15 protein-coding genes are annotated in these 15,974 nt (G+C 64.5%); 7 read left to right on the forward strand and 8 right to left on the reverse strand.

The annotated features are described in order from the left end of the window. Positions 1–93 precede the first annotated feature (93 nt). A complete protein-coding gene (gene hemE / locus IVB40_RS28055) occupies positions 94–1,128 on the forward strand; it encodes a uroporphyrinogen decarboxylase (protein ID WP_247816927.1) in 1,035 nt (344 codons plus the stop codon). A gap of 219 nt (positions 1,129–1,347) precedes the next feature. Here the strand turns inward: hemE and hemC are convergent, their stop codons facing one another. The 3 genes from hemC to IVB40_RS28070 are packed head-to-tail and all read right to left on the reverse strand — an operon-like array spanning position 1,348 to position 4,623. Further along, positions 1,348–2,328: a hydroxymethylbilane synthase gene (gene hemC, locus IVB40_RS28060; RefSeq protein ID WP_247816928.1), complete on the reverse strand. Its 981-nt coding sequence runs from the start codon at positions 2,326–2,328 to the stop codon at positions 1,348–1,350. Between the two features lie 25 nt (positions 2,329–2,353). Next, positions 2,354–3,979 carry a choline dehydrogenase gene (locus IVB40_RS28065; RefSeq protein ID WP_247816929.1) on the reverse strand — a complete coding sequence of 542 codons (1,626 nt, stop codon included), beginning with the start codon at positions 3,977–3,979 and terminating at the stop codon, positions 2,354–2,356. 53 nt (positions 3,980–4,032) lie between these two features. Further along, entirely contained in the window at positions 4,033–4,623 is a 591-nt protein-coding gene (locus IVB40_RS28070) for a TetR/AcrR family transcriptional regulator (protein WP_247816930.1), read from the reverse strand. A gap of 100 nt (positions 4,624–4,723) precedes the next feature. On the opposite strand from IVB40_RS28070, the gene IVB40_RS28075 reads away from it, so the two are divergent. The 4 genes from IVB40_RS28075 (at position 4,724) to IVB40_RS28090 (ending at position 8,455) form a co-directional block, all read left to right on the forward strand. Next, positions 4,724–5,089 carry a nuclear transport factor 2 family protein gene (locus IVB40_RS28075; RefSeq protein WP_247816931.1) on the forward strand — a complete coding sequence of 122 codons (366 nt, stop codon included), beginning with the start codon at positions 4,724–4,726 and terminating at the stop codon, positions 5,087–5,089. Between the two features lie 347 nt (positions 5,090–5,436). Next, positions 5,437–7,398 carry an EAL domain-containing protein gene (locus IVB40_RS28080; protein ID WP_247816932.1) on the forward strand — a complete coding sequence of 654 codons (1,962 nt, stop codon included), beginning with the start codon at positions 5,437–5,439 and terminating at the stop codon, positions 7,396–7,398. A 231-nt stretch (positions 7,399–7,629) separates the two neighbouring features. After that, positions 7,630–8,085 carry a response regulator gene (locus tag IVB40_RS28085; protein WP_247816933.1) on the forward strand — a complete coding sequence of 152 codons (456 nt, stop codon included), beginning with the start codon at positions 7,630–7,632 and terminating at the stop codon, positions 8,083–8,085. After that, positions 8,030–8,455, forward strand: a complete 426-nt coding sequence (locus IVB40_RS28090; RefSeq protein WP_247466355.1) for a response regulator — start codon at positions 8,030–8,032, stop codon at positions 8,453–8,455. The genes IVB40_RS28085 and IVB40_RS28090 overlap by 56 nt, the downstream gene beginning before the upstream one ends. A 17-nt stretch (positions 8,456–8,472) precedes the next feature. On the opposite strand, the gene IVB40_RS28095 is transcribed toward IVB40_RS28090, so the two are convergent. From IVB40_RS28095 to pgm, 5 genes are all read right to left on the reverse strand, one after another. Then, positions 8,473–8,865 carry a response regulator gene (locus IVB40_RS28095; RefSeq protein ID WP_247816934.1) on the reverse strand — a complete coding sequence of 131 codons (393 nt, stop codon included), beginning with the start codon at positions 8,863–8,865 and terminating at the stop codon, positions 8,473–8,475. Between the two features lie 88 nt (positions 8,866–8,953). Then, on the reverse strand, positions 8,954–9,934 hold the full coding sequence (locus IVB40_RS28100) for a PDR/VanB family oxidoreductase (protein WP_247816935.1): 981 nt from the start codon (positions 9,932–9,934) through the stop codon (positions 8,954–8,956). Between the two features lie 12 nt (positions 9,935–9,946). Then, positions 9,947–10,699, reverse strand: coding sequence for a GntR family transcriptional regulator (locus IVB40_RS28105; protein ID WP_027568497.1), 753 nt, complete (start codon positions 10,697–10,699; stop codon positions 9,947–9,949). A 6-nt stretch (positions 10,700–10,705) separates the two neighbouring features. Beyond that, complete coding sequence (locus IVB40_RS28110) at positions 10,706–11,755, reverse strand: aromatic ring-hydroxylating dioxygenase subunit alpha (protein ID WP_247816936.1); 1,050 nt, start codon at positions 11,753–11,755, stop codon at positions 10,706–10,708. 286 nt (positions 11,756–12,041) lie between these two features. Continuing rightward, positions 12,042–13,688: a phosphoglucomutase (alpha-D-glucose-1,6-bisphosphate-dependent) gene (gene pgm, locus IVB40_RS28115; protein WP_247291408.1), complete on the reverse strand. Its 1,647-nt coding sequence runs from the start codon at positions 13,686–13,688 to the stop codon at positions 12,042–12,044. Between the two features lie 141 nt (positions 13,689–13,829). Here pgm and IVB40_RS28120 point away from each other — a divergent pair, with 141 nt between their 5' ends. Together IVB40_RS28120 and IVB40_RS28125 are read left to right on the forward strand one after the other, a co-directional pair. Beyond that, positions 13,830–14,972: an alpha/beta hydrolase gene (locus tag IVB40_RS28120; RefSeq protein ID WP_247816937.1), complete on the forward strand. Its 1,143-nt coding sequence runs from the start codon at positions 13,830–13,832 to the stop codon at positions 14,970–14,972. A 90-nt stretch (positions 14,973–15,062) separates the two neighbouring features. Next, entirely contained in the window at positions 15,063–15,881 is an 819-nt protein-coding gene (locus IVB40_RS28125) for a transglycosylase SLT domain-containing protein (RefSeq protein ID WP_247816938.1), read from the forward strand. Positions 15,882–15,974: the final 93 nt, after the last annotated feature.

Genomic DNA, 15,974 nt, shown 5'->3' on the forward strand with positions numbered 1-15,974 from the left:
GCTGGTCAACGCGGCCCAATTGCGCTTGGTTCCACTGTTCCGCTTCGGGCCGTGGCGGTGTATCAGGAGCCGTAACCATCTTCAGGACCGTTCGTGCCCCAGTCTGCGACAAAACCCTTCATCGACGTCCTCTCCGGCCAGCGGCAGGTCGTTCCGCCGGTCTGGATGATGCGGCAGGCCGGCCGTTACTTGCCGGAATATCGCGAGGTGCGCGCCAGGGCCGGCGGCTTCCTCGACCTCTGCTTCAACCCGGAGCTTGCCGCCGAGGTGACGCTGCAACCGATCCGGAGGTTCGGCTTCGATGCGGCGATCATCTTCTCCGACATCCTGGTGATCCCCTATGCGCTCGGTCGTTCCGTGCGCTTCGAGGTCGGCGAGGGTCCGCGGCTCGAGCCGCTGGATGATCCCGCCAAGGTCGCGACACTGGCGACGCAAGCCGATTTCGGCAAGCTCGCGCCGGTGTTCGAGGCCCTCAAGATCGTGCGCGGCGCGCTCGATCCCAGGATCGCGCTGATCGGCTTCTGCGGCGCCCCGTGGACGGTGGCGACCTACATGGTCGCCGGCCAGGGCACGCCCGACCAGGCGCCGGCGCGGATGATGGCCTACCGGCATCCGGAGGCGTTCGCAGCTATCATCGACGTGCTGGTCGAGAACTCGATCGAATATCTGCTGGCGCAGCTTGCGGCCGGCGCCAACGCCTTGCAGATCTTCGACACCTGGGCCGGCGTGCTGCCACCCGCCGAGTTCGCGCGCTGGTCGATTGAGCCGACCCGGCGCATCGTCGAAGGCGTGCGCGCCAAGATGCCGGACGCGAAGATCATCGGCTTTCCGCGCGGCGCCGGCGCGCAACTGCCCTGTTACGTCGAGGCGACCGGCGTCAACGCGGTCAGCATCGACTGGACCGCGGAGCCGGCCTTCATCCGCGAGCGCGTGCAGAGCAAGGTTGCGGTTCAGGGAAATCTCGATCCGCTGGTGCTGATCACAGGCGGCGCCGCGCTCGACCGCGCGGTCGACAACACGCTGGCGAATTTCGCGCAAGGGCGGTTCATCTTCAATCTCGGCCACGGCATCCAGCCGGAAACACCGATCGCCCATGTCGAGCAGATGCTGAAGCGGGTGCGGGGCTGATTTATTTTGCGCCTGGGGAGCGGGAAAACACAAAAGTGCGAAAACAACCCCATGCACAGTAGAGAGATCACGCCCGATCAATGACTTAGGGCGGACCGAAATCAGATGCTTCGTCATCGCATCAGGTCGCGCCAACATTTGACCCGTCGGGCAAAACAGGCGCATGATGCCATCATCGCAGCGCTGTCCCCCCTCGTCATTGCGAACCTGCGGGAAAACTTACCGCGGCCGGCTGCGCTCGATGATCTCGGCGGCGCCCCTGGCCAGCAGATCCAGTCCCACCGCACGGCCGAGTTCGCGGGGACGATTGGCGGGACCCGAACGCAAGGCTTCGATGATGGTATTGCCGGAGAGATCGAGCACGGACGCGGTGAGCGACATCTGATCGCCCGCAACGGTCGAAAAGCCCGCCACCGGCGAATTGCAATGGCCGTTCAGCACCCACAGCACTTCGCGCTCGGCATCGGCGCAGGCGTGAGCAGCGGGATCGTCGATCGATGCAAGAATGCGACGCGTCTGCCAGTCCTGTGCCGCGCATTCGACCGCGACGATGCCCTGCCCCGCTGCCGGCAGCATTTCCGCCGCGGAGAATTCGTAGCCGATGCGATGGGAAAGGCCGACGCGGTCGAGGCCGGACCGCGCCATGATCAGCGCGTCCGCGGGCCCCACCGCGTCGCCATCCGGCAGGCGCTGCTTCTCGCCATTGTCCAGTTTTCGCACGCGCGTGTCGGCGGCGCCGCGGAAGTGGATGATCTCGACGTCGGGAAACAATCGCCGCGCGTAGGCGGCGCGGCGGACCGCGTTGGTGCCGATCTTGAAACCCTTGCCACGCGACTGGCGCAATGCCTCCAGCGTCACGCCGTTGCGCAGGACCAGCGCGTCATTGGGAGGATCGCGCGAGAGCGTGGCGCCGATCACGAGGCCGGGCGTGTCTTCGTTGCCGGGCATGTCCTTCAGCGAATGCATCGCCGCATGGAGCTCGCCCGACAGCACGGCGGCGCGGATCTGCGCCACGAAGGCACCGCCCTTGCCGCCATGGGGCAGCAGCTTGCTGGTCTGGTCGAGATCGCCCGTGGTGTCGAACTTGACGATCTCGACGTCGAGATCGGGCATGGCAGCGGTCAGGCGGCGCGCGATCTCTTCCGTCTGTGCCAGCGCCATCGCGCTCTTGCGTGTGCCGATCTTGAATCGCGTAGCCAAGCCCAAATCCTCTCAATACGCGAGTTTACCGCGCATCCTCCAATATCATGTCGGAGGCCTTTTCGGCGATCATGATGATCGGCGCGTTGGTGTTCCCCGACACGAGATCGGGCATGATCGAGCCGTCGACGATTCGGAGTCCTTCGAGGCCCCTCACCTTCAGCCGCTGATCGACCACCGCGAGCGCATCATTGCCCATACGACAGGTTGAGGTCGGATGGTAGATGGTGCTGCCCCGCTCACGGCAATAATCCAGCAGCTCGGCATCCGTGGACACCTTCGCTCCGGGATCGTATTCGTCGACCACGAACGGCTTCAGCGCCGGTGCATGCAATATGTTGCGCAGGATCTTCAGGCCTTCCACGTTGGTGGTGCGGTCGGTCTCGGTCGACATATAGTTGATGCGGATCTCCGGCGGCACTGTCGGGTCGGCGCTCTTGATGCGCAAGGACCCGCGGCTTTCGGGACGGAGCTGGCACACCGACGCCGTGAAGCCGGAGAAACCATGAAGCTTCTCACCCATCTTGTCGGTCGAGAACGGCAGGAAATGGACCTGGATGTCCGGCGAGGCCAGCCGCGGACTGGTCTTGAAGAACGCGCCCGCCGTGCCGGCCGCGATCGTCAGCCAGCCTTTGCGGAACAGCGCATAGCGCGCACCGGCCATCGTGCGGCGGAGCGGATGATTGACGGTGTCGTTCAGCGTGATCTTCTGCGAGCAGCGCATCACGATGCGCACCTGCATGTGGTCCTGGAGATCGTGCCCGACGCCCGGCGCGTCCAGCACGACATCGATGCCGTGCTTGCGCAGGAGGTCGCCGGGGCCGACCCCGGAGAGCTGGAGCAGCTGCGGCGAGTTGTAGGCGCCGCTCGACAGCACGACCTCCTTGCGCGCGCGGGCGCGGCGCAAATTGGCGCCCTGACGGTATTCAACGCCGGCCGCGCGGCGGCCCTCGAACAGCACGCGCTGGCCGAGCGCGCCAGTTTCGATCTTGAGATTGCCGCGGGCCTTGGCGGGGCCGAGATAGGCCACCGCCGTCGAGGCGCGGCGGCCATTGCGGGTCGTGGTCTGGAACAGGCCGACACCTTCCTGCGTGGCGCCGTTGAAATCAGGATTGTAGGGCAGGCCGGTCTCGACCGCGGCGTCGATGAAGGCCTTCGACAGCGGATCGGTCACGACCATGTTGGACACCGGCAGCGGGCCGCCGCTGCCGTGATATTGATCGGCGCCGCGCGACTGGTTCTCGGCTTTCTTGAAATAGGGCAGCACGTCGTCATAGCCCCAGCCGGCGTTGCCGCGCTGACGCCATCTGTCGTAATCCTCGTGCTGACCGCGGACATAGAGCAGACCGTTGATCGAGCTCGATCCGCCCAGCGTCTTGCCGCGCGGCTGGAACACCTGGCGGCCCTTCAGCTCGGGCTCCGGCTCGGTCTGGTACATCCAGTTGACGGTCTTTTCCTTGAACAGCTTGCCGTAGCCGAGCGGCACGTGGATCCAGATGTTGGAATCCTTCGGGCCTGCCTCGAGCAGCAGCACGCTGTGCTTGCCGTTCGCCGACAGCCGGTTGGCGAGCACGCAGCCCGCAGAGCCGGCACCGACGATGATGTAGTCGAATTCCGGATCGGAGGGCGTCAGGGAGGAAGTTGCGATCATGCGCTACTGTTCTTTTTGTTGGTGTGGGCGTTTCCAATCATCACTTAGCACGATCATGCAGCGACGCGCAGCGCCTCGAACAGCGACCTGAACGCACGGGCATATTCCGCACCCGCCCTTGCGATATCGGCGCGTCCGGCGCAGGCGACGGCGGCCTCCGTCACCGCGCCGAGCAGCAGCCGGGCCAGCGGCTCGACCGGCTGCCGCGCGATCAGGCCGGCCTCCATCGCCGCCGCGATCGCGCGCGGCAGCTTGCCCCCGAAATGTTTGGCGTCGATCTCGCGCCAGCGCTCCCAGCCGAGCACGGCCGGACCATCGCGCAGGATGATCTGACCGGTCGGGCCCTTGGCGGTCGCGGCGAAATAATGCTGGGTGCCTGCGACCATCGCGGCGAGCACGTCCTTCTCGGCACGGGCCGTGCTGTCGATCTCCACGACGAGGTCGCGCGAGACCTGTTCGAACACCGCTTCGAACACCGCCTCCTTGGTCTTGAAGTGATGATAGACCGCGCCCTTGGCGACGTGGGCGGCTTCGGCGATCTCGTCCATCGTCGTCGCGGCAAAGCCTTGCGTCCCGAACAGGCGGCGCGCCGCCGTCAGGATTGCCTCCGATGTCGCAGCCCGCCGCTCCGCCTGTTTTGCCATGGGTCTGCTGTAGTCGAAATGGACCAGGACAGCCAGTTGACTTTTCGACCGTCGGTCGGTATTTACCGACTAATAGTCGGTTTTACTCCTGAGGTGTGCCATGCCGAGCCGTGATGTCGTCGAAGCTTTCGCCAAACGATTGGTGGACGGGGATTTCGTCGGCGCGATCCTCGACTATTACACGCCGGACGGCGCCACCTATGAAAACCAGGCCGAACCCCTGGTCGGACGCGACAAGCTCGCGGCCAAGGAGCGCGGCGTGCTGGCAGCCTTCAAGGAGGTCAGGGCCGTGCGCATCGGGCCAAGCCTGATCGAAGGCGACCATGTCGCTACGCGCTGGAGATTCAACTTCACCAATGCCGAAGGCATCATCCGAACGTTGGATGAGATCGCATGGCAGACGTGGCGGGGCGATCAGTTGATCGAAGAACGGTTCTATTACGATCCGAAGCAGATGGGGCGGTGATCTGGAAGCCATCGCTGCTGCAGCCTTCCTTGCAGCCATCCTTCGAGACGCCCGCCTTTGGCGGGCTCCTCAGGATGAGGTCTCGTTGCGAGACGACCTCCTAGACCCTCATGGTGAGGAGCGCCGCTGGCGGCGCGTCTCGAACCATGCAGGCCGAGCGCGCCCTCCGTTACAGCCGTAACGCGGGGTGCCGCATTTGTATCGATTTGTTATCGATACAATATCGCGAACACGCAGAAGTGGTCAGAGCAATCATCACAAGCTCGGATAATTCATAGTTCGTCAAAGGTTTGCAGCGAAGTCTCCGGACCGGGCCGGACAAGCGGCCCATGCTGCTAGGCTCTGGAATGCGGACTCAAACGACCAGCTATTTCGCGCGGCTGTTCGCCGGCGATCTGTCGGCCTTTGGCGGTCCCGTAACCGACGAAGCCGTCGCCGGCCATATCCGCGCCGAACAGATGTCGCTGGTGCTCGGCTATTCGGTCGGCATCATGCTGGCCAATGCCTGCAACGCCGGGGTGCTCGTCGTCGCGCTGTGGCATTCGCCGGACTTGAAGCTGGCCTTGATCTGGGCCGCCATCGTGGCGGGCGCCGCGATCGCGTTCGGCCTGCAATCCCATGCCGCGCGCCGCATCACCAAACCGCAATTCGTCTCGCGCCGGGCCATGCATCGGCTGGTGCGCAACGCTTTCATCCTCGGCGCCGCCTGGGGCACCGTTCCGGTCGCATTCTTCGCCAATGCCTCAACCGGCGGGCAGCTCGTCATCACCTGCCTTTGTTCGGGGATGCTGGCGGGGGGCGCGCTGGCCTTCGCCACGATCCCGATCGCCGCGATCGCATTCACGGCCCCGATCTTCGCTGGCATCGCGATCTGCCTCGGCAGGAATGGCGATCCGGCGTTTCTGCTGATCGCCTTCCTGGTGGTGGTCTACGGATCGGTGCTGCTGCGCAGCGTGTTCGTCAATTCGATCTCGTTCGCACGGCGCGTGATGCGGCAGATCGAGGCTGAGCGTACGGTGCGGCAGGACCCGCTGACCCATCTGCCCAATCGCGTCGCCTTCAACGAAACGCTGGATGCAGCCTTGAAGCGGCTCGCTCTGTCCGGCGAGGAATTCGCGGTCCTTTTGCTCGATCTCGATCGTTTCAAGGAGGTCAACGACAAGTTCGGCCATCCCGCCGGTGACGAGTTTCTGGTCCAGATCGCGAGCCGCCTGCAACGCTGCACCCGCGCGGCAGAGCATGTCGCACGCATCGGCGGAGACGAGTTCGCGCTGGTGATGGCCAATCTGGCGCGGCCGGAGGATGCGCTCGAGATCGCCGACCGCTTCGTCGCGGCCTTCAACGAACCGTTCCAGATCGAGGGCCGCCAGATCGTCGGCGCGACCAGCGTCGGCATCGTGCTGGCGCCGCGTGACGGCAGCACGCAACTCGACATCATGAAGAACGCCGACACCGCACTCTACCGCGCCAAGAACGCCGGACCCGGCACGGTGTGTTTCTTCGAGGAAGCCGACGACCGCTCGTCACGCGACCGCAAGGCGCTGCAATCGGATCTGGAAGGCGCCATCGCCAGGGACGAGCTGTTCCTGGTGTTCCAGCCCTTTCTCGACCTCAACGGCAACCGCATCACCGGGTTCGAGGCGCTGCTGCGTTGGCAGCATCCCCAGCGCGGACTGGTGCCGCCGAGCGAGTTCATTCCGATCGCCGAGGAAACCGGGCTGATCCACGAGATCGGCGAATGGGTCGTCCGCCGCGCCTGCGCGACGGTTGCCGAGTGGCCCGAAGAGATCAAGGTCGCCGTGAATTTCTCGGCCGCGCAGTTTCACAACAACGGCCTCCTCCAGATCATCGTGCAGGCACTTGCGGACGCGAAGATCGCCCCGCACCGGCTCGAGATCGAGATCACGGAATCGATGCTGCTGTCGAAATACGCCTCCGCCGCGTCGGTCCTCAACGCGCTGCTGGAGCTCGGCGTCACCGTGGCGCTCGACGATTTCGGCACCGGCTTCTCCTCGCTGACCTATCTGCGCAAGCTCCCGTTCAGCCGCATCAAGATCGACCAGTCCTTCATCCGCGACATGCTGGTGCAGCCGGACTGCGCGGCGATCGTGAAATCGGTGATTGGGCTCGCGCGCGACCTGCGCATCGGCGTGGTCGCGGAAGGCGTCGAGACCGCCGACCAGCTCGAATATCTGCGCCAGATCGGTTGCGACGAAGTTCAGGGTTATCTCATCAGCCGGCCGGTGTCGGCGGATCAGGTTCTGCCGCTGCTGGATCCGAAGAAGCTTCGGGCGACTTACGCGGCGTAGCCTAGACCATCATGTGTGCTTGATGCCTCAGGTGCTCTCGCAGCGCGTGAGCTGCACGGTGCGGCACACCGAATGCGCGCGATCTGCCCTTAACCTATGTGAAAGAGCGCCGCACGAAGCACTCGACATAATCCGCGCAATGCGGAATCAGGAACGATGCGGCATCCTTGAAGTTGATGGGACACCCCTAACCCATTGAGGTCCAAAGTGAACAGAGCGCCGGACGGGAGAGTGGCCCCGAACGACACCCCCCGTCAGGTCGTGATGGTTGTCGAAGACGACATCTGGATACGCCTGATGATCTCCGACGAGCTGCGCGGTGCAGGTTTCGAGGTGATCGAATGCGGCAGTGCCGACGAAGCCATTGACCTGTTGCGCGGTGGAACACGGGTTTCGACTGTTTTCAGCGATATCAGGCTTCCCGGCTCAATCAACGGCCTTGGTTTGGCAAAAACGGTGAGGCAAGAATTTCCCGACTTGCCGATGCTGTTGGCATCCAGCGATCTGCCGCGGGACGACAGCACGCTGCATGATGGCTTCTTTGCGAAGCCCTACGATCCTCGCACCATAGTCGAGGCGATCCGATCTGTCGTCGCCAGGAACGGGTCGGGTGCCAGCCCGTTACCGCTCCATGACCGATTTAAGCAGCGCTCCGGCGACCCGTACGATCCTGCTGGCCGAGGATGAAGTTTTCATCCGAATGCCGATCGCGAAGCATTTGCGCGAATGTGGGTATCGGGTGATTGAAGCCGTGACGGCCCATGAGGCGATCGACGTTCTCGATCACGCAGATTTCGCGATCAATGCCGTGATCACCAATTTAGCATTGGCGGGCGACGGCTTCGGTATCGCGAAGTGGGTCCGAGAGCACAGGCCGGAGCTGACGGTGTTACTTACTGGTACACCCGAGCGATCCGTCGATGTAGCCGCCGGACTTTGCAGAGAGAGCTCAGGACGTGGAGCCGTTGACCCGCAGCTGCTGCTGAGAAGAATTCGCTGGCTGCTCGCCAACCGAAATCGACCCGTGCCGGGCCGAGGCGCACAGCGAGCGGTGTGAATGAGCGCGCATCGACTCTATTCGGCAGCAGCGTTGGGCGATTGTTCGGCGCAGAGCTCGCGGACGTGATCCGAAAGCTTTGCGACGTCGTAAGGTTTCTCCCATCGGGGCACGTGCTCGAAGCGGTGCGGAATGGCGGCGGCCCCATAGCCCGTCGCGAAGACAAAAGGTTTGCCGGCGCGCGTGAGCTTGTCGGCCATCGGATAAGCCGAATCTCCTCGCAGATTGATGTCAATCACCACGACGTCGAAAGCAGGATGCTGAATAGCCATCGCGTCCGGCAGCTCGGAAACGGGACCGATTACCTGGAACCCGAGCGACCGTAGCGACCGCGCCAGATCATCCCCGAGGAAGTACTCATCCTCGACGATGAGAACGCGGCAAACAGTTGGCTGCCCGTGGCTGGTCATTGGCTTCACTCGCGGCACAGAGCCGCGGCGGATCAACACTCATGAGGCAGACGGGTTCCTGCAGTCCCTGTCGGAGATCGTGAACCGGTCAGATCGCATCCGCCCGGAGCAGCGTGTCTACGGTGATGGTGCCGCGGGCGCGCGAAACGCAGGCGCAGATCTTCTGGTTACTTTGCTTCTGATGGTCGCTGAAGAAGACATCGCGATGATCGATCTCGCCATCGACGGCGACCACGTCGATGGCGCACAGGCCGCATTCGCCGCGTTTGCAATCGTACATGACATCGTGGCCGCTGGCGTTGAGCACATCCAGCATCGAGCGCTCGCGCGGGATCTCCAGCTCGACATCTGAGCCCTTCAGACGCACGCGAAAAGTCTCGGTCGGCAACGTGCCGCTCGAACCGAACGTCTCGTAGCGGAGATCGGGGAGCGGATGGCCGGCGCCGATCCAGGCATGGCGCGCAGCATCCAGCATCCGCATCGGGCCGCAGAACAGCGCCAGCGCATCCTTGGGCACCGAGGCGAACAGGGCGTCGAGATCGAGCCGCTTGCCCTCATCGCTGGCGTGAACGACCAGGCGATCACCGAGCGTTGCGGCGAGATCGTCGAGATAGGCGGCCTCGGTGCGCGAGCGCACCGCGTAATGCAGCGTGACATCGGCGCCGCGCCGCGACAGCGCCTGTGCGGCACCGAGGATCGGGGTGATGCCGATGCCGCCGGCGATCAGGCAGTAGTTCTGGCGTGCCCAGTCAACGGCGAGCAGCGACGCCGGCGTCGTGATGTCGAGCCGCGCGCCCGGCTGCAACGACCACATATAACGCGAGCCGCCACGCGAATCCTCAGCACGGCGCACCGCGATCCTTAAACCCCGCGACGAAGCTTCCCCGACCAGCGAATAGGACCGCGTCTCCGGCTGCCCGTCGATGGTGACGCTGATATTGATGTGGCTGCCGACCGGATAGGCGGCGCCCTCGTACTGGTCCGGCCGGATCAGGAATTCGCGGATACCCGGCGCGAGATCGCGCGTCGACACAAGCGTCGCCGGACTCCAGGTTTCGATGAAGCGCATGGCACTCCCCTCTCAATCGGTTGCGGACTTGATCAGCGCGAGCGCCGGCAGCAGGTCGAGATGGGTCCGGTTGCGCAGTGCAAGCCGCAGATTGCGCACCGCGAGCCGCGCATGCTCGCGCATGACCGCTTCGGCGCGAGCGCCTTCGCGGTTCTCGATCGCGTCGATCACGACGCGGTGGTGCTCCTGCCCGATGATCAGGATCTGCTGCGCCTCGGGCAGCGCCGACTGCGCCATCACGAAACCGCTTGGGGATGCAAACGGCAGCGACGAGGCGCGGTCGATCTGCCGGATCAGCGGTGGGCTGCGCGACAATTCCGTGAGCAGCGCGTGGAAGCGCGCGTTCAGCGTGACATAGGACGAGAACGCATCGACCGAGATCGGGACCTGGCGCAACAAGTCGTCGATCGCCGCGAGGCACTCCTTCAGCGGCTCGAGCTCGCGCGCGGAAACGCCGCGCTCGGCGGCAAAGCGCGCGGCGAGCCCTTCCAGCGTGCCGCGCAGCTCGATGGAGTCGGAGATGTCGCGCTCGGAGAACGCCTTCACCATGAAGCCGCCGGAGGGAATCGCCTCGAGCAGGCCCTCCTCCTCCAGCCGCACCAGCGCCATGCGCACCGGGGTGCGCGAGGCGCCGGTGGTCTCCACCGCCTGGAGCTCGGAGATGCGCTCGCCCGGGCGCAACGAGCCCGACAGGAGCTGGTCGCGCAGCGCGAGCTGCGCCTTCACGGTCTGCGAGACGGAGCGGTCGACCTCACGCTCGGCCATGTCGGCTTACTCCGCAGCCTGAAGGTGCTGCGGCGGGTTTTCCTTTGCCACCATCTTGTCGATCAGCTTGCGCGTCCACATCGCGCCGGCGTCGATATTGAGATTGTAGAAGATGCGATCGGGGTTCTCGTCCATCGCGCGCTGCTGCGCCTCGAGGATCAGCTCGTCCTCGTGGAAGATGCCGGAGACGCCCTCGCGGATCTCGGAGGTGATGCGCTGCTCGCCGAGCTGATAATTGCGCACGAAGGCCCAGAAATAGTGGCAGGTCTTCTCGGTCTCCGGCGTGATGGTGTTGAGCACGAAGCCGTTGACGCCCTGCGAGCGGTCGCCTTCGGGCGCGCCGGTGCCGGTCGGCGCCACGCCGACGTCGATGGCAATGGTGCACGGCGCTTCGAAACGGATGATCTGCCAGCGGTCGACGAGACCGGATTTGCCGAGCTGCTTGGCCCAGAAAGGCGGCGCCTCGATGCCGCGCATCCAGCGCGTCACCGTGACAGTCTTCTCACCATGGGTGACGTCGAACGGCGCCTCTGCGACCGCCTCGTTGCCGATGGACGAGCCGTGCACGAACGTCTCGTGTGTGAGGTCCATGAGATTGTCGAGCACGAGGCGATAGTCGCAATTGACGTGGATGGTCTTGCCGTCGCCGGCCCAGGCCGGGTCGTGATTCCAGTGCAGGTCGGGCACCAGCGCGGGATCGGCCAGCGCGGGATCGCCCATCCAGAGCCAGATGTAGCGGTGACGCTCGACCACGGGATAGGCGCGCACGCAGGCCGACGGGTTGATGGTCTCCTGCGAGGGCATGAAGGTGCAGCGCCCTTGCGCATTGTACTTCAGGCCGTGATAGCCGCAGACGACGGTGTCGCCTTCGAGCCGGCCCTTGGACAGCGGCACCAGGCGGTGCCAGCAGGCGTCCTCCAGCGCAGCCACCGAGCCATCGGCCTTGCGGTACATCACCACGTGCTTGCCGCAGATCGTCCGCGGCAGCAGTGCCGGCTTCACATCGGCGTCCCAGGCGGCGGCATACCAGGCGTTCATCGGGAAGGGTTTTGTCACCGGTCTCACTCCCAAGGCTTGTGGATACGTTATGTATACAATAGCGGAGGGGCGAAATCGTTCAAGGGCAGATTTGGCGTATTATAATACCATCCTCTCGTATCGTGTATACAAACCGTTGTCATTCCCCGCGAAAGCGGGGAATCCAGTATTCCGCGGCGGTCGTTGGTTCACTCAACTGGCGCCACGGCGTACTGGATCACCCGCTCTCGCGGGTGATGACACCTGTTGATGCGGCGAGTCTCCCTCCAGGAGGAGCAGTGGCAGCGGCGCTTTGGCTCGACGACTACGCCCCGAACACCTTCGCCAACCCTGCCTGAGCCTCCTGCTGAATCGCCTTCAGGTGCTCGGGGCTGCGGAAGCTTTCTGCATAGATCTTGTAGACGTCCTCGGTGCCTGACGGCCTGGCGGCGAACCAGCCGAAATCGGTTTCGACCTTGATGCCGCCGAACGGCTGGCCATTGCCCGGCGCCTTGCTCAGCGTGGCGCGGACGGGATCGCCGGCGAGATCCTTCAGGCCGAGCTGCTCCGGCGTAACGGACTTCAGGATGTTCTTCTGCGGCGTGGTGGCGGCGACGTCGATGCGCGCGTAATGGGGCACGCCGAACTCGGCAGTGAGGTCGTTGAAGAGCTGGCTCGGATCGCGGCCGGTCTTCGCCATGATCTCGGCCGCAAGCAGGCCGAGGATGATGCCGTCCTTGTCGGTCGTCCACACCGTGCCGTCGCGGCGCAGGAACGAGGCGCCTGCACTCTCCTCGCCGCCGAAGCCGAAGCCGCCCGTGAGGAGACCGTCGACAAACCATTTGAAGCCGACCGGGGTCTCGACCAGCTTGCGGCCGAGTTTTTTCGCGACGCGGTCGATGATCGAGCTCGACACCACGGTCTTGCCGATCGCGGCGTCCTTGCCCCAGTTCGGGCGGTGCGCGAACAGATAGAAGATCGCGGTCGCGAGATAATGGTTCGGATTCATGAGGCCGCCGGTGCGTGTCACGATGCCGTGGCGGTCCGCGTCGGTGTCGTTGGCAAAAGCGACGTCGAAGCGGTCGCGCATCGCGATCAGGCTCGCCATCGCGTAAGGCGAGGAGCAGTCCATGCGGATCTTGCCGTCCCAATCCACCGTCATGAAGCGGAACGTCGGGTCGATCGCCTCGTTCACCACGGTCGCCTTCAGGCCGTAGCGCTCGATGATCGGATGCCAGTAGTGCACGGCGGCGCCGCCGAGCGGATCGATGCCGATATTGACGCCGACGGATTTGACCAGGTCGAGATCGACGACGTTGCCGAGATCGGCGACATAGGGTGTGACGTAGTCATAGGCGTGGACGTTCGCGGCTTTGCGTGCCCTGGCGTAGTCGATGCGCTTCACGCCCTTGAGGCCGTCGGCGAGATAGGCGTTGGCGCGCCTCTCGATCACGGAGGTCGCATCGGTGTCGGCCGGTCCGCCATGCGGCGGATTGTATTTGTAGCCGCCGTCCTCGGGCGGATTGTGCGAGGGCGTGACGACGACGCCGTCGGCAAGGCCCGAGGTGCGGCCCTTGTTGTAGGTCAGGATCGCATGCGAGATCACCGGCGTCGGCGTGTAGCCGCCGTCCTTGTCGATCATGATGTCGACGCCGTTGGCCGCGAACACCTCGACGGCGCTGACCAGCGCGGGCTCGGCCAGCGCATGGGTGTCGATGCCGATAAAGAGCGGACCGGTCAGCCCCTTTTCACGTCGGTAATCACAGATTGCCTGCGTCGTCGCGAGGATGTGGCCCTCGTTGAAGCTGGTCTTGAACGAGGTGCCGCGATGGCCGGAGGTGCCGAACGCCACCCGCTGCGCGGGATCGGCGACATCGGGCTTGCCGGCGAAATAGGCCGTCACCAGCCGCGGAACGTTGGTGAGCGCGTCCGGCGAGGCCTGCTTGCCCGCCGCGGGATGAACATCAGCCACTGAATATACCTCGTCCTGTCGTAGAATTGCGCGATACCATAGCATCGGCCAAGCCCCCGCCAAGAGCACAACACCCGCAATGGGGCGGCCGTTCCTGAGATCATGCTATGGTCTTTCGATCGGGGCTTTTCGAGTCGGGGCATGACGCTGTTTCAGAGGCTTCTGGTTGTTCTGATGGCCTGGCTTGCGATGGCCGGCATCGTGCCCGATGCGACGGCCGCGGAGTTCTACACCGAGGATTTGCGTATCCCGATGGCCGAGGCCGGACCGCAGGGGCTGGAGGCGTTCCTGGTCCGGCCGGCCGGGACCAGGCGCTATCCGCTGGCGCTGCTCAGCCACGGCTCACCGCGCAGTTTCGACGATCGCGCGACGATGTCCGCGCACAAATATTACGGCATCGCTCTCGAATATGCCCGGCGCGGCTTCGCCGCGCTGATCGTGATGCGGCGCGGCTACGGCACCTCGCCCGGCGGGCGCGTCGACAGCGTCGGGGGCTGCGCGAATGCCGCTTATCTGCCGGCCGCGGCGGTCGCGGTGGCGGATTTGCGCGCGGCGATCGAGGCGATGGTGCGCAGGGCCGACGTCACCACCTCTGGCATGATCGCGGCCGGCCATTCCGCCGGCGGGTTCGCCACTGTCGCGTTGACCGCGCAGGCGCCAGCGGGTCTCGTCGCCGCGATCAGCTTTGCCGGTGGGCGCGGCTCGCGCGACGATGACGACGTCTGCAATCCCAACGGGCTGGTGCAGGCCTTCGCGACGTTCGGCAAAACCTCGCGCGCGCCGATGCTGTGGGTCTACGCCGCCAACGATTCCTACTTCGGTCCCGACCTCGCGCGGCGCCTCCATGACGGATTTCGCGCCAGCGGCGGCAACGCGAAATTCGTCGCAGCGCCGCCTTACGGCGACGATGGCCACTATCTCTATTCGGTGGTGAGCCGTCCGCAATGGACGCCATATCTCGACGCCTTCCTGCGCGAGCGAGGTCTCGGCCACGACGTCCTGAGCCCGCCCGATCCGCTGCCGCCGCCGGGCCAGCTCAGCGAGGCCGCGCGCGCCGAGTTCGCGCGGTATCTCGCCAGCACGATGCCGCACAAGGCTTTTGCGGTGTCGCCGAACGGCGGTTACGGCTGGCGTTCGGGGCGCGCGACCGCCGACGACGCCCAGCGCGATTCACTTGGCGCCTGCACAAAATGGTCGCCCACCTGCACGCTCTATGCGGTCGACGACAAATTGGCCGGGGCTGCGCCAAGCACATCAACCGACCAGAGCTCGCGGTCGCGATAGCTTCAATGCGCCGCTGGCCGCCCGAGCCGGACCGCGCCCCGGGGCCGCCAGAAAATCGGTTGTTAACTCGAAAGATATAATACGTGGTCGATGCTGCGGGATCGAACACACATCAATGCCCGCGCGACGTGGACACACGTTGCGATAGCCGTGCTTTGGTTGGCATCCACCTCCGTGCGCGCTCAGGACGGCGCTCTAAACGACGTGGGACCGGCGTTGGCGGCCGGCGGTCACAATGCAGATCTCGGCGCCGGAGAGACGCCGGCATCGCGGGCAGCGATTCGAAAAATTATCGAAAGAGAAACGGCCAAGACCAATCTGCCCGCGGACATTGCGGAGGCCGTCGTCTTCGTTGAAAGCGGTTACAATCCGGGCACCATTGGCACCGTCGGCGAGATCGGCCTCATGCAGGTTCGGCCCGAAACGGCAGCGATGCTCGGATTTCGGGGAAATAACGCAGAGCTCGCAGAGCCTGATATCAACATCCACTACGGCGTTCTCTACCTCAGTCGCGCATGGCGCCTGGCAGGCGGGGACCTTTGCCGCGCCCTGATGAAATATCGAGCAGGTCATGGCGAGGAGTCCATGACTTCGCGCTCCCAGGTCTATTGTCATCGCGCCCGCAATCGTCTTGTCTCCATGAACTCGACGAATGTGGGAAGCCAGGCCGCGGCCGTCCCAGATGTAGCACCGGCGCCAACTCCGGCACCCACCGACTCGAAGTCAGCGCACAATCAGAAATCGGCACACAGTCAAAAGACACCGGCACAGCCGAAGGACGTTTACGCGCGTTACCGTCAAGGCACGGCGGTCGCGAGCAGGGCGTATTGGGCAGCACAGGAAGCCCGGGTCCGCCTCATCAAGGCTCGCGTCGAAGCCAAGTGGAAACGGGTGGCATCACGCCAATAGAATTAGAGTTGCTGCCTTGAGACGAGCAGCGGTTGGACGAACGACATTTTTGAAACCGAACTTTGAAACCGAACCTGAATAGAGATCATGCAC

This window comes from Bradyrhizobium sp. 40 (genome assembly GCF_023100925.1).
Lineage (GTDB): Bacteria > Pseudomonadota > Alphaproteobacteria > Rhizobiales > Xanthobacteraceae > Bradyrhizobium.